Source organism: Pseudomonas sp. WC1 (assembly GCF_050586565.1).
Taxonomy (GTDB): domain Bacteria; phylum Pseudomonadota; class Gammaproteobacteria; order Pseudomonadales; family Pseudomonadaceae; genus Aquipseudomonas.
In genome coordinates, this window is sequence record NZ_JBOBDQ010000027.1 from 29,805 (window position 1) to 42,485 (window position 12,681).

Sequence of the window (12,681 nt, forward strand, 5' to 3'; positions counted from 1 at the left end):
GCCCCTTTTTGCCGCACACGGAGTCGCCATGAACACATCGGCCCTCGACACCCCGAGCCTCGCCACCGCGCGCCCCGGCAAACGCCGCGTCGGCCCCGGCTGGTTCCTGGTCAGCCCTTCGGTGGCGCTGCTGCTGTTGTGGATGATCGTGCCCCTGGGCATGACCCTGTATTTCTCGCTGATCCGCTACAACCTGCTGTACCCCGGCGAAAACCAGTTCGTGGGCCTGGAGAACTTCGCCTTCTTCGTCACCGACGCGGGCTTCGTGCCCGGCGCCCTGAATACCCTGACCCTGGTCGGCAGCGTGCTGGCGATCAGCGTGGTGCTCGGCGTGCTGATCGCCGCGCTGCTGGAGGCCGGCGAGTTCTGGGGCCGCGGCGTGGTGCGGGTACTGCTGATCTCGCCGTTTTTCATCATGCCCACGGTCAGCGCGCTGCTGTGGAAGAACCTGATCTTCCACCCGGTGTCCGGCATCCTCGCCGCCGTGTGGCGCCTGTTCGGCGCGCAACCGGTGGACTGGCTGGCGCACTACCCGCTGCTGTCGATCATCCTGATCGTCTCGTGGCAGTGGCTGCCGTTCGCCATCCTGATCCTGATGACCGCCATGCAGTCCCTGGACCAGGAACAGAAGGAAGCCGCGCGCCTGGACGGCGCAGGCCCCTTGGCGATCTTCTGGCACCTGACCCTGCCGCACCTGGCGCGGCCCATCGCCGTGGTGGTGATGATCGAGACCATCTTCCTGCTGTCGATATTCGCCGAGATTTTCACCACCACCAGCGGCGGCCCCGGATACGAGTCCACCAACCTCGCCTACCTGATCTACAACCAGGCGCTGCTGCAGTTCGACGTCGGCATGGCCTCGGCCGGTGGCCTGATCGCCGTGCTGATCGCCAATATCGCCGCCATCGTGCTGGTTCGCATGATCGGCAAGAACCTCACCGCGCGCAGCTGAGGAGCCCGCCATGCTGACACTCAAGCAAACCCGCACCCTGAAGAACGCCCTGCTCGGCCTGCTGTGCTGGGCCATCGCCCTGGTGATCTTCTTCCCGATTTTCTGGATGCTGCTGACCAGCTTCAAGACCGAGCTGGACGCCTTCGCCACGCCGCCGCAGTTCATTTTCGCGCCGACGCTGGAGAACTACCTGCACATCAATGAGCGCAGCGACTACTTCGCCTACGCCTGGAACTCGGTGCTGATCTCGTTCTCGGCGACCCTGCTGTGCATGCTGATCGCCGTGCCGGCGGCGTATTCGATGGCCTTCTTCGAAACCCGCCACACCAAGCGCACGCTGCTGTGGATGCTGTCGACCAAGATGCTGCCACCGGTGGGTGTGCTGATGCCGATCTACCTGCTGGCCAAGCAGTTCGGCCTGCTCGACTCGCGCCTGGCGCTGGTCATCGTCTACACCCTGATCAACCTGCCGATCGTCGTGTGGATGGTGTACACCTACTTCAAGGACATCCCCGTGGACATCCTCGAAGCCGCGCGCCTGGATGGCGCCGGCACCTGGCAGGAGATCGTCCGCGTGCTGCTGCCGATCGCCCGCGGCGGACTGGCCTCGACCCTGCTGCTGTCGCTGATCCTGTGCTGGAACGAGGCGTTCTGGTCGCTCAACCTAACCTCGTCCGCCGCCGCCCCGCTGACCGCGCTGGTGGCCTCCTACTCCAGCCCCGAAGGGCTGTTCTGGGCCAAGCTCTCGGCCGTCTCGACCCTGGCCTGCGCACCGATCCTGATCTTTGGCTGGATCAGCCAGAAGCAGCTGGTGCGCGGGCTCTCCTTCGGGGCTGTGAAATGACCTGGCTTCGCAATTCCCTTGTGGGAGCTGGCTTGCCAGCGATGGGCCGCAAAGCGGCCCCTTTGCCAGCCAGTGATCCCCACAGCCCCTCATTCAATCAACCGGCCACCACAGAGGTGACTAGCCATGGCTGACCTGAAAATCCGCAACCTGCACAAAGGCTTCGATGGCCACGCCATCATCAAGGGCATCGACCTGGACGTGCGCGATCGCGAGTTCGTGGTGTTCGTCGGCCCGTCCGGCTGCGGCAAGTCCACCCTGCTGCGCCTGATCGCCGGCCTCGAGGAGGTCAGCAGCGGCAGCATCACCCTCGACGGCGCCGACATCACCGACACCGCCCCGGCCAAGCGCGACCTGGCCATGGTGTTCCAGACCTACGCCCTGTACCCGCACATGACCGTGCGCAAGAACCTGTCGTTCGCCCTGGACCTGGCCGGCGTCGCCAAGCACGAGGTCACCGCCAAGGTCGACAACGCCGCGCGCATCCTCGAGCTGCAACCGCTGCTCGAACGCAAGCCGCGCCAGCTGTCCGGCGGTCAGCGCCAGCGGGTGGCGATCGGCCGCGCCATCGTGCGCAACCCGAAGATCTTCCTGTTCGACGAGCCGCTGTCCAACCTCGACGCCGCCCTGCGCGTGCAGATGCGCCTGGAACTGGCGCGCCTGCACCAGGAGCTGGCCGCGACCATGATCTACGTGACCCACGACCAGGTCGAGGCCATGACCCTGGCCGACAAGGTGGTGGTGCTCAACGGCGGACGCGTCGAGCAAGTGGGCTCGCCGCTGGAGCTGTACCACCATCCGGCCAACCTGTTCGTCGCGGGTTTTCTCGGCACACCGAAGATGGGCTTCCTGCGCGGACACCTGAGTCGTAACCAGGGCAACCAGTGCGAGGTGGCACTCGAATGCGGTGCGCGCATCGCCCTGCCGCTGTGCGCGGGCGAGCTGCATACCGGCAGCCAGGTGACCCTGGGGATCAGGCCCGAGCACCTGAGCATCAGCCCGGTGTGCCAGGGCACGCCGGGCTCGCTGCAGGTGACGGCCGATGTCAGCGAGCGGCTGGGCAGCGACAGCTACTGCCATGTGCGTGCCGCGTCCGGCGAGATGCTCACCGTGCGCGTGCGCGGGGACTTTGCGCCGGGGTTTGGTGAGGGGCTGGAGTTGGGCTTTGATCCGGGCCATTGCCATTTGTTTGATAGCAATGGGCAGGCGATCGACAAGCGCTCGCAGAAGGTGGCCTGAGGTGTTCGCCGAGAGGGTTGTGGCGCCTATGAGATCGAGCGCCGCCCGCGCGGCGCATCGCTGGCAAGCCAGCTCCCACATCTGTTTCGGGCCAGTTACTTCTGGTCCATCTCCACTGTCCGCCTTGTTTGTACGACGCGGTTTCAGCATTGGCGCTGATGCCGCACCACCAGACTTGAGACATGCACCAAGGCGGACAGTGGAGACCTCACAGGATTGACTGGCCCGAAACAAATGTGGGAGCCGGCTTGCCAGCGATGCGCCGCGCGGGCGGCGCTCGATCTCGAGAGCGCTACAAAACTACCGCCAAGCACCTCGTCGCCATCACGCGATCAACAGCCTCAACGGCCTACGACCTCGAAAGGAATGCCCCCAGCATGAAACTAATCACCCCCAACCTCGACCACCTCCCCCCTTCGGTCGCCCGCCCCAGCTACGACCCAAGCCAATTGCGCCAGGGCATCGTGCACATCGGCGTCGGCGGCTTCCACCGCGCCCATCAGGCTGCCTACACCGATGCCCTGATGAACCTGGGCGAAGGCCTCGACTGGGCCATCTGCGGCGCCGGCCTGCGCCGCGAAGACCGCGCCATGCGCGATGCCCTGGCCGCGCAAGACCACCTCTACACCCTGTTCGAACTGGGCGACCAACCCGACACCCAGGTCCGCGTGATCGCCGCGATCAACGGCATGCTGCTGGCCGAGGACGGCGCCGAAGCACTGCTGGCCAAACTGGCCGAACCCGACATCCGCATCGTCTCGCTGACCATCACCGAAGGCGGCTACTGCATCGACGACAGCACCGGCGAATTCCGCGCCGACCTGCCGCAGATCCAGCACGACCTGGCCAACCCACAAGCCCCACAGAGCGTGTTCGGCTTCCTCTGCGAAGCCCTGCGCCGCCGCCGCGAGGCCGGCAGCGGGCCGTTCACGGTGATGTCCTGCGACAACCTGCCGCACAACGGCGACGTCGCCCGCAAGGCCCTGCTGGCCTTCGCCCACCTGCAGAACCACGACCTGGCCCGCTGGATCGACGGCCACGTCAGCTTCCCCAATGCCATGGTCGACCGCATCACCCCGATGACCAGCCCGGCCCACCGTCAGCAGCTGCTCGAGCGCCACGGCGTCGACGATGCCTGGCCGGTGGTGTGCGAGCCGTTTTTGCAATGGGTGGTGGAAGACAAGTTCGTCGCCGGTCGCCCGGCCTGGGAGCAGGTCGGCGTGCAGTTCACCGACGACGTCACGCCCTATGAAGCAATGAAGATCAAGCTGCTCAACGGCAGCCACCTGGCCCTCACCTACCTGGGCTTTCTGCAAGGCTACCGCTTCGTCCACGAAACCCTCGCCGACCCGCTGCTGCAGCGCTACATGCGCACCTTCATGGACCAGGACGTAACCCCGCAACTGGCCCCGGTACCGGGCATCGACCTGACGCGCTACAAGCACAGCCTCACCGAACGCTTCGCCAACCGCGCCATCGCCGACCAGCTGGAGCGCGTGTGCTCCGACGGCTCGTCGAAATTCCCCAAGTTCATCGTGCCCACCGCCAACCGCCTGATCGCCGACGGCAAGCCCCTGGAGCGCGTGGCCCTGGTGGTGGCCGCCTGGGCCCTGTACCTGCGCGGCGAGGACGAACAGGGCACGCGCTACAGCATCCCCGACCCCCGCGCCGCCGACTGCCAGGCACGGGTGGCGCAGCGTGACGGCCTGGCCGCCCGGGTGCTCGGCGACGAGGCGATCTTCGGCACGGCGATCCCCGCGTCCAAAGCCTTCGTCAGCGCCTTCGAGCGCCTGTACGACAGCTTGCGCGAAGTCGGCGTGAGTGAAACCCTGCGCCAGGTCCTTGGCGACTGACACGGAGGCTTTCGAAATGGACGGACTGTTCCTCGGCATCGACTGCGGCACCCAGGGCACCAAGGCCCTGGTGCTGGACGCTGGCAGCGGCCAGGTGCTGGGCTTGGGCAGCGCTGCCCATGCACCGCCCCAAGGTCGCGATGGACGACGCGAACAGGACCCGGCCGACTGGCTGCAAGCCCTGCGCACGGCGGTGTCCGCTGCCTTGCGCGAAGCTGGTGTGGATGGCCAAGCCATTCGCGCATTGGCAGTGTCCGGCCAGCAACACGGCCTGGTGCTGCTCGACGCCCAAGGCCAGGTGCTGCGCCCGGCCAAGCTCTGGTGCGACACCGAAAGCGCGCCTGAGAACGCGGAGTTGCTCGATACCCTCGGCGGCGCCCAAGGCTCGCTTGAACGCCTCGGGCTGGTGATCGCGCCGGGCTATACCATTTCCAAGCTGCTGTGGACCAAGCGCCAACATCCCGAACTGTTCGCCCGCCTCGCCCATATCCTGCTGCCCCACGACTACCTGAATTACTGGCTGAGCGGTCGCGTCTTTACTGAGCCCGGCGACGCCTCCGGCACCGGCTACTACGATGTGCGCCGCCGCGCCTGGGCGCCTGATGTCCTTCAGCACATCGAGCCAGGCGAACATCTTTTGGCTGCGCTGCCTGAACTGGTCGAATCCGGCGATTGCATCGGCACCCTGCGCGCGCAGGCCGCCACTGCCCTCGGCCTGAGCCTACAGACCTGGGTAGCCACTGGCGGCGGCGACAACATGCTCGGCGCCATTGGCACCGGCAATATCGCCCCCGGCATGATCACCCTGAGCCTCGGCACCTCCGGCACCCTGGCCGCCCATGCCGACCAGCCCCACGTCAGCGCCCAGGGCGAAGTGGCGACCTTCTGCGCCTCCAGCGGCGGCTGGCTGCCGTTGATTTGCACCATGAACCTCACCAGCGCCTGCGCCCTGGTGCGCGACCTGCTGGAACTCGACCTCGACCGTTTCACTGAGCTCGCCACCCAAGCCCCGATCGGCGCCGACGGTCTGCTGATGCTGCCCTTCTTCGACGGCGAACGCGTGCCCGCGTTGCCCGAAGCCACGGCCAGCCTGCACGGCATGACCAGCGCCAACCTGACCAGCGCCAACCTCTGCCGGGCCGTGCTCGAAGGCACCGGCTTCAGCCTGCGTTACGGCCTCGACCTGCTGCGCGCCAGCGGCCTGCCAGGCAGCGAAATCCGCTTGGTCGGCGGCGCGGCGAAAAGCCCGTTGTGGCGACAGGTGCTGGCCGACCTGCTCGGCCTGCCGGTGGTATGCCCCCAACAGACCGAAGCCGCCGCCCTGGGCGCCGCGCTTCAGTCCGCCTGGAGCCTAGGCCGCCAGCTGGGCCAAGGCGATAGCCTCGAAACCCTGTGTCAACGCTGCGTCGCCCTCGACGAAAGCACCCGCACCCTGCCCCGCCCGGCGCAACAGGCCGAGTACGAGGTTGCCTATCAACGCTACCGGGATCAACTGCCTGCGCGCTGAGCGCAGGTATCCTGCCCTTATCAATCGTTCTGGAGAACTGCATGTACCTGGTGTGTGGCGAGGCCCTGTTCGATGTCTTCAGCCTGGAAAACAGCACCCGCAGCAGCGAGCTGGGGTTTACCGCGATTGCCGGCGGGTCGCCGTTCAACGTCGCCGTCGGCCTGCGCCGGCTAGGCGTGGCGTCGGCGTTGTTCGGCGGGTTGTCCAGCGACTACCTCGGTGCCCGGCTACGCCGGGTGCTGGAAGAGGAACGGGTGGACTGCCGCTATGTGGTAACCAGCGCTGCGCCGACCACACTGGCCATGGTCGGGCTGGATGCCGATGGCTCGGCGCAGTATCAGTTTCGTGGTGAAGGGTGTGCGGATCGGCAGGTGAAACTGGAGCATCTGCCGGAGCTGGATGAGCGTGTGCGGGGGTTGCATGTGGGCTCGTACACCCTGGTGGTGCAGCCCGTGGCCGATACGCTGATGGCGCTGGTGGAGCGCGAGCGGGACCGGCGCTTGATCAGCCTGGATCCGAATGTGCGGCTTAATCCGCAGCCGGATGTGGCGCTGTGGCGGCGGCAGGTGGAAGCGTTTGCCGGGCATGCGCATGTGATCAAGGCCAGTGAGGAAGACATCGGCACCCTCTATCCAGGTCGAGAAGCGCGTGACGTGGCCCGAGGCTGGTTGAACGAACGTTGCCGGCTGGTGCTCATCACCCATGGTGCTCACGGTGCCAGCGTGCATTGCGCGCATGGATCATGGCAGCGGCCGGCGGATACTTCGTTGCCGGTTAGCGATACAGTGGGTGCTGGTGATACTTTCCAGGCGGCGGTGCTTGCCTGCCTGTCGCGGCTGGGCAAGGACAACCCAACAACGTTGGCGACGCTCGATCGCGCAATGATCGACGCAGTACTGAGTTACGCAATCCGTGCCGCAGCGGTTACCTGTTCACGGTCTGGGCCAGTACTACCGTTCGAACGCGAACTGACGCCCTTGAACTGAGAGGCCGGTTGGCTTCATCGAAAAGGAACAGATTTGCTCAGCCATGCTCAGGCACTGGGCGGGATGCCTCGAGAAGGTTAGCGAAGGTGCCCGGCATCGCGCCATGCTTGAGCATCCCCCTGAAAACCGCATAGACATCGGTTCGAGAGCCATCTTTGCGAAGGGTCGCCTCGTCGTTCAGCCATGCATAGATAATGCTTTTAGGTGCGTCGCAACGGTACTGGAAGAAAAGGCGATATCGATTGGGAAGCCCGGCTTTCACCCTGCGCCAGTGCCGACAATTTTTGCCGAGCGTATTGCCCTGAAGGTAGATCCTGGAACTGGGATCTTCCGGAACGCGCTCCATGATGGAGGTATCGACCTTCTCCAGAAGCTTGAAATGGGGATGCTGATGAAATCCGTTCGGGTCTTTAGCAGCCAGTATCTCAGCTTCGGCAATCAGCGCTTCGAAGCGTCCGAGAAAAAGCGGATGGCCGAACAGCGCCCAGTCGTTGACTATCGTCATCGTCCCTGACGGCATGTCTCAACCCTCTAGCAGCTCGTTACGCTCGCGATTCGTTTGCGCCCGGGCCCGAAGATGCGCCATGCGATTCAGTAACGATGCCGGAATGGGCTGGATACGTTCGGGGTGTTCGGTAATGTCAGCATGCACAAGCTCGAGAAAGGCTCTTTTGGCCTCCTGCGCTTCGCGCTCGGCGGCTAGAAGGGCCACTTTTACCCTTGATTTGGACATGTTTTGCTCCTTCATCCGGACCATGCGACAGCTGCCGCATGTGCGGTCTGACCAAGGGAATGGTACAGCAGAATCGCTTGAGGGAAATCAGGGCCAAGCCCACCGTTACATGTTTCAGAACGGGACTACATACCCTTTGCCGTTCAATCGGCACAGGCGCCTGCTCTAACTTTTCACGGACGCTCTGTATTACCGCATCTGAACGCCACAGGCCCTTTGCCATTAGCACAACCGCCCTAATCGACCCTGCTCACCCAGCGCTCGTATAGTCCCTTCTTGATTACAATAACCAGGAAAGGACTCCATGGGTCACAAAACTCCACCCCTCTGCCAATGGCTGGCCATCCTGGCCCTCACCTGCAGCACCCCGGCCCTCGCCGCCCCCGCCTCGGGCGACTACTGGATCATCTACGGCAAAGGCGAACGCCTGCACAACGAGGTGTATGTCGCCGATGCCGCCGGCATCATGCAAAAGCCCGGTGGCGTGCAATCGGCCCAGGTCATGCAGCTGTTCGAAGACCCGGCCTTCCCGACCCTCGCCGCCTACGAGGTGCAGGTCAAATGCAAACAGCGCCAGATCCGCCTGGACAGCGCCCGGGTGATACGTCGCTTCGACGGCGCCGTGCGCGATGTGAAAACCAACGCCAAAGACTGGGTCGCACCAAAGGACTACTGGTTGCAGCGCACCTTCGCCTTCGTCTGCGCCCCCGATAACCGCGCGCGCAACCAGATGCTGTCGCTCGGCAAGATGCCGGCGGCGAAGATGGTCGCCACCATCCAGGCCATGTTCATCCAGTTGATTGGCGTCCAGGCCAACAGCCAGGCGGTGCAGGAGCTGGACGACATGCTGGCGAACACCCCACGATGAGCACGCGCCATCTGCTGATCCTTGGCCTGTTGCTGCCTGCGCTGGCCGGCTGCATCCCGACCCTGCCGGAGCTGATGGCGGGCAACCAATGGCAAGGGCGCGACGCCAAGCAGGCCATCGACTTCTTCGGCCCGCCCATGCGCATGGAGCCGTTGCCCGACGGCGCTGGGGTGCAGTTGGGCTGGTACCGCGATACCACCTACGTGCAAAAGGAGGTGGTAGGCAGCACCGCCGAGATGCAAGGCAACGTGATGGTCCATACCAACTACTGGGACGACGTGGCCCATCCTGGCGGCTGCACGATCCTGATGTCGGTGAACAAGGCGCGGCAGATCAACGATTTCGCCACCAAGGGGCGCTGTAACGGGGTAAACCTGGCGCCGTAGCGGCTTGCCGAAACGTGGGGGCAGGCCCTTGGTGCTGATTTGTGGAAGCAGGCCTGTGGGAACGGGCTCGTTGGGCGGCACAGCGCTACTACGGAGCATTGTTGGCGTGGTACTCGCATTCCATCCACGCTGGATGCTTGGACAGGCTAGAGAAGCGGATTAGCCGAAGACGGCTTGCTGCCAATGGTCCTCTGAAACGATGGCTATTGCTGCTCCGGCTTCACGAAGTTCTACAGCCTTGAGAATTTTCGTTCCATATGACGCATGGCGCCACTGCTCGTTGCCTATGCTGCCAACGATTAGATAATCCACCTTCTTGCTAACCGCGCCGCCAAGAATTCCACCGCGATCAGTAACTAGCTGCTGGCAGTCCTTGCGCGGGCCGAAGGCCATGATCCCTGTGAAAACGAAGTTTTTGCCTTCAAAGCAGAGCGAGGGCGGAGGCGCGCAGAAAGGTAGATCAGTCGGCCGCGAGACGATTGGGGAAGAAGTAGCGGACGAGATCACTTGAGGGGAAACCCCACCGAGCCTCTTGAGCATACCCAGCAGGTCAGCAGACTCCTCTGCATCAAGCTTGCCGTCAGCCAGCATGCAGCTCAATCGACGGTAGAGAAGGTTTATCACCGGGTCGTCGATATGAGCTAGGTTTCGCTCGATCCAGTCTTTGAGGAATACCGCCTCTTCCTGAGTGACCACATTATCAGCCACGAGCCCGGCCGCTAGACCGGCCAACGCGTCGGCACCGCGCCTGTCGATTCTTTCGGCGTTGAAGTATCGGCTTGCTGCAAACTCGTTGTGAAGATCTGTCATTGATAGGGCTCCATGCTCATTAGGCAGAAGGCACAACGCTACTACGGCACGCCCCAGGCCGCGTACTGGATTTCCATCCAGCTCAGACGATTGGACTCACTGGTCGACGCGATCACGTTGCTGATCGAGCTATTGAGCCTGATAGTAGCTTGGCTCTCTAAAGTTAACGAAACTGGAAGTAGTGGCGACTGGCTCGGCCTAATCTCAAACGCGTAGAGGACGGGTGGTGAACAGCCCTGTGGGAGCTGGCTTGCCCCGCGATAGCGCCCGCCGAGGCAACCAAGCTCCCAGCCAGATACCCTCCCCTACTCAGCCCGCCGCCCAACCATCAACCCATGATTCACATCCTGGGCCAAGGCCTTGGCCATGCCACTGAGGTAATGTACCGCCGTCAGCAGCGTAGGCAGATGATCAGTATCCACCATCGCCAGATCACTGATCTTGTGCACCGCACACATCAGCACAGTCGCCTGCTCCACCGCATGGTCCAGCGGATTCCCCGCCACCACGCGGAACAGCGGGTCTTGCACACCCACCTCCCCGCCTTCGCCGAAATGCCCGACGCCAGTGGTGGCGAGTTTCTTGATGCGCGGGATCTGCAATTCCTTATCCATACCATTCCTCCTGCGGCCCCGCGAACGGCGCGGGGCCTGATCGGTAAACATCAAGTGCGAGCCCAGGCTCGCCAGGTCAGTGGCGGGACTGCACGCGGCTCAGCGCCACTTCCACCAGGGTGCGGGCGCTGTCGATTTCGTGCATGGCGGCGAGGGTCAGGACCTGGCCTGGGGGTTTGGCGTGGAGCAGAACGGTCTGCTGGCTGACGGTCAGGGCGCAGACGAGGTATTCAGAGATCTGGACCAGGAGGTCTTCGAGGGTGTGGGTGATGTATTTGTCGTGTTGGGGTGGATCGGGGACTATTTTCAGCATGGTAGAGCTCCTATTTTCAAATGGAGCTACCGTTCTCTGCTGTCAAACAGAAAGGTGGCAGCTGTACGCGGGTTGACAGACCGGGAAAATAGGAAACCGGCGCACCGAGGTGCCCCACGTACAGCCACCATAGACGGCCATGCACGCGCGTTACTATCTTCCCGGTCTGTCAAAACCGGTCGCTGAATTGGCAGCGACTTGGCGAGACTAGATGGGTGATGCAGCGGCTGCAACGGGCTGTAAGGGGTAGGAGTATGTTTCGGAAACGGACTACAAGGAAGAGGGAAAATCCGATTCCGTAGACCCTGGGCACGCCTGCTGCCACAACGAATATGGACCTGAAACGCATACGAACTCTCGCGCGGACGCTACGATCGCAGTGGCGCTTTGCCAGTTTTTCTTGAACCGTTTGATCACTTTGGCGACGATGGGGAAATTTCCTACAAACATCGGCGACAAAGGGCAGCGCACGTGGCGATCAAAGCTGTATCGAAGGAACGTATTGTCGAGGCTTTGCTGGAGTTTGACCGCGACTTTAGAGGAAGACGAGAGTGGCATGGTTGGGAGACGAACCCTGCCCACCGCTACGCGATTGCTGTAGGGGGTACATCGTATCCAGCAAAGAAAATAGTCTCCTTGGCTACCGGTATCGCAGTTAGCCAATTCCCAGGCGGACACCTCACAAACCGCTATTTAGAAAAGCGTGGATTTTCCATCATCGAGCTGCAGAGCACTGGTCTAGAACCAGTCCTGCAGTTCGAGCCTGGGGCCATTTACGATCGCGTGAGTGAAATCAACGGACCATTCGGGGGTAGCCGGCAGAGCGGCATAGCGGCATCCGCTACCCACCCGGCGATTTTCTTGTTTACAGGCGATAGTGGCGAGCAATATGGCTATGCCGACAGCTGGGACAACGGTGCGTTTCTCTACACCGGTGAAGGGAAGCGTGGGCCTATGAAATTGAACCGTGGCAACAGAGCTGTCGCTGAGCATGCTGAGACAGGTCGTGCGCTTCATCTGTTCACATCGCTCGGTAAAGGAAAAGGTAACCGCTATGTAGGTGAGTTCTGCTGCGCCGATGTCTTTGAACGAATCCAACCGGATGTTGACGGTAAGGACCGTACTGCTCTTGTATTCAGATTAGTACCTGTGGGCAGTCCAGAGCTGAACATCGAAACAGAGTTGGGGACGGAGGTTGAACTCGAAGATTCGTTAGCTGCTGCTCGGATAGCCGCTCTGGCTGCCTGCAAGCCGGTAACGAATGCAATGGACCAATCGGCGCATCGCAAAATTTACCAGCGCAGCCGGAAGGTCGCTCACTACGTCCTCATGCGTGCCAAAGGCTTATGTGAAAGCTGCGACAAGCCAGCCCCCTTCATTAAGAAGGATGGAACCCCATACCTGGAGCCGCATCATGTAAATCGGCTCTCTGACGGAGGCCTCGACCACCCTCGATACGTAGGTGCTGTCTGCCCGTCTTGCCATCGCGAGATTCACTCGGGCGTGCACGGCATGTCGCTCAATGAGCGATTAAAGCAGAGACTCAAAACAATTGAAGGCTGAATTTAACTTGTCA

General features: G+C 62.7%; 14 protein-coding genes. 9 read left to right on the plus strand and 5 right to left on the minus strand.

Going from position 1 to position 12,681, the window contains the following annotated elements; genetic code table 11:
* Window positions 1-28 precede the first annotated feature (28 nt).
* The 6 genes from ACQ4OD_RS14125 to ACQ4OD_RS14150 all read left to right on the plus strand — a co-directional run bounded on the left by ACQ4OD_RS14125 (window position 29) and on the right by ACQ4OD_RS14150 (window position 7,381).
* The gene (locus ACQ4OD_RS14125; RefSeq protein ID WP_430944455.1) at window positions 29-952 is read left to right on the plus strand and encodes a carbohydrate ABC transporter permease; all 924 of its coding nucleotides are present in this window, start codon (window positions 29-31) and stop codon (window positions 950-952) included.
* 10 nt (window positions 953-962) lie between these two features.
* Window positions 963-1,796, plus strand: a complete 834-nt coding sequence (locus ACQ4OD_RS14130) for a carbohydrate ABC transporter permease (RefSeq protein ID WP_046856056.1) — start codon at window positions 963-965, stop codon at window positions 1,794-1,796.
* Between the two features lie 126 nt (window positions 1,797-1,922).
* On the plus strand, window positions 1,923-3,035 hold the full coding sequence (locus ACQ4OD_RS14135; RefSeq protein WP_198754856.1) for an ABC transporter ATP-binding protein: 1,113 nt from the start codon (window positions 1,923-1,925) through the stop codon (window positions 3,033-3,035).
* Window positions 3,036-3,412: 377 nt separating this feature from the next.
* A complete protein-coding gene (locus tag ACQ4OD_RS14140) occupies window positions 3,413-4,888 on the plus strand; it encodes a mannitol dehydrogenase family protein (RefSeq protein WP_430944456.1) in 1,476 nt (491 codons plus the stop codon).
* 16 nt (window positions 4,889-4,904) lie between these two features.
* Entirely contained in the window at window positions 4,905-6,395 is a 1,491-nt protein-coding gene (gene xylB / locus ACQ4OD_RS14145; RefSeq protein WP_430944457.1) for a xylulokinase, read from the plus strand.
* Window positions 6,396-6,436: 41 nt separating this feature from the next.
* Window positions 6,437-7,381: a carbohydrate kinase family protein gene (locus ACQ4OD_RS14150; RefSeq protein ID WP_430944458.1), complete on the plus strand. Its 945-nt coding sequence runs from the start codon at window positions 6,437-6,439 to the stop codon at window positions 7,379-7,381.
* A 37-nt stretch (window positions 7,382-7,418) separates the two neighbouring features.
* Here the strand turns inward: ACQ4OD_RS14150 and ACQ4OD_RS14155 are convergent, their stop codons facing one another.
* Both ACQ4OD_RS14155 and ACQ4OD_RS14160 read right to left on the minus strand, forming a co-directional pair.
* The gene (locus tag ACQ4OD_RS14155; protein ID WP_256591494.1) at window positions 7,419-7,886 is read right to left on the minus strand and encodes a type II toxin-antitoxin system YhaV family toxin; all 468 of its coding nucleotides are present in this window, start codon (window positions 7,884-7,886) and stop codon (window positions 7,419-7,421) included.
* A gap of 18 nt (window positions 7,887-7,904) precedes the next feature.
* Entirely contained in the window at window positions 7,905-8,114 is a 210-nt protein-coding gene (locus ACQ4OD_RS14160; RefSeq protein WP_110698248.1) for a hypothetical protein, read from the minus strand.
* Between the two features lie 304 nt (window positions 8,115-8,418).
* Here ACQ4OD_RS14160 and ACQ4OD_RS14165 point away from each other — a divergent pair, with 304 nt between their 5' ends.
* Window positions 8,419-8,982, plus strand: a complete 564-nt coding sequence (locus ACQ4OD_RS14165) for a hypothetical protein (RefSeq protein WP_430944459.1) — start codon at window positions 8,419-8,421, stop codon at window positions 8,980-8,982.
* Entirely contained in the window at window positions 8,979-9,368 is a 390-nt protein-coding gene (locus ACQ4OD_RS14170; RefSeq protein ID WP_430944460.1) for a hypothetical protein, read from the plus strand. Before ACQ4OD_RS14165 ends, ACQ4OD_RS14170 begins: the two co-directional genes overlap by 4 nt.
* A 159-nt stretch (window positions 9,369-9,527) precedes the next feature.
* On the opposite strand, the gene ACQ4OD_RS14175 is transcribed toward ACQ4OD_RS14170, so the two are convergent.
* The 3 genes from ACQ4OD_RS14175 to ACQ4OD_RS14185 form a co-directional block, all read right to left on the minus strand.
* Window positions 9,528-10,178, minus strand: coding sequence for a BRCT domain-containing protein (locus ACQ4OD_RS14175; RefSeq protein WP_198754849.1), 651 nt, complete (start codon window positions 10,176-10,178; stop codon window positions 9,528-9,530).
* Window positions 10,179-10,483: 305 nt separating this feature from the next.
* Window positions 10,484-10,792: a DUF3077 domain-containing protein gene (locus ACQ4OD_RS14180; protein ID WP_198754848.1), complete on the minus strand. Its 309-nt coding sequence runs from the start codon at window positions 10,790-10,792 to the stop codon at window positions 10,484-10,486.
* 76 nt (window positions 10,793-10,868) lie between these two features.
* Window positions 10,869-11,105, minus strand: a complete 237-nt coding sequence (locus tag ACQ4OD_RS14185; RefSeq protein WP_198754847.1) for a hypothetical protein — start codon at window positions 11,103-11,105, stop codon at window positions 10,869-10,871.
* 471 nt (window positions 11,106-11,576) lie between these two features.
* Here ACQ4OD_RS14185 and ACQ4OD_RS14190 point away from each other — a divergent pair, with 471 nt between their 5' ends.
* A complete protein-coding gene (locus ACQ4OD_RS14190) occupies window positions 11,577-12,668 on the plus strand; it encodes an HNH endonuclease (RefSeq protein WP_430944461.1) in 1,092 nt (363 codons plus the stop codon).
* Window positions 12,669-12,681: the final 13 nt, after the last annotated feature.

Coding starts and splice junctions, on each gene's coding strand:
- ACQ4OD_RS14125 (WP_430944455.1), top strand. CDS start 29: ATGAACACATCGGCCCTCGACACCCCGAGCCTCGCCACCGCGCGCCCC.
- ACQ4OD_RS14130 (WP_046856056.1), top strand. CDS start 963: ATGCTGACACTCAAGCAAACCCGCACCCTGAAGAACGCCCTGCTCGGC.
- ACQ4OD_RS14135 (WP_198754856.1), top strand. CDS start 1,923: ATGGCTGACCTGAAAATCCGCAACCTGCACAAAGGCTTCGATGGCCAC.
- ACQ4OD_RS14140 (WP_430944456.1), top strand. CDS start 3,413: ATGAAACTAATCACCCCCAACCTCGACCACCTCCCCCCTTCGGTCGCC.
- xylB (WP_430944457.1), top strand. CDS start 4,905: ATGGACGGACTGTTCCTCGGCATCGACTGCGGCACCCAGGGCACCAAG.
- ACQ4OD_RS14150 (WP_430944458.1), top strand. CDS start 6,437: ATGTACCTGGTGTGTGGCGAGGCCCTGTTCGATGTCTTCAGCCTGGAA.
- ACQ4OD_RS14155 (WP_256591494.1), bottom strand. CDS start 7,886: ATGACGATAGTCAACGACTGGGCGCTGTTCGGCCATCCGCTTTTTCTC.
- ACQ4OD_RS14160 (WP_110698248.1), bottom strand. CDS start 8,114: ATGTCCAAATCAAGGGTAAAAGTGGCCCTTCTAGCCGCCGAGCGCGAA.
- ACQ4OD_RS14165 (WP_430944459.1), top strand. CDS start 8,419: ATGGGTCACAAAACTCCACCCCTCTGCCAATGGCTGGCCATCCTGGCC.
- ACQ4OD_RS14170 (WP_430944460.1), top strand. CDS start 8,979: ATGAGCACGCGCCATCTGCTGATCCTTGGCCTGTTGCTGCCTGCGCTG.
- ACQ4OD_RS14175 (WP_198754849.1), bottom strand. CDS start 10,178: ATGACAGATCTTCACAACGAGTTTGCAGCAAGCCGATACTTCAACGCC.
- ACQ4OD_RS14180 (WP_198754848.1), bottom strand. CDS start 10,792: ATGGATAAGGAATTGCAGATCCCGCGCATCAAGAAACTCGCCACCACT.
- ACQ4OD_RS14185 (WP_198754847.1), bottom strand. CDS start 11,105: ATGCTGAAAATAGTCCCCGATCCACCCCAACACGACAAATACATCACC.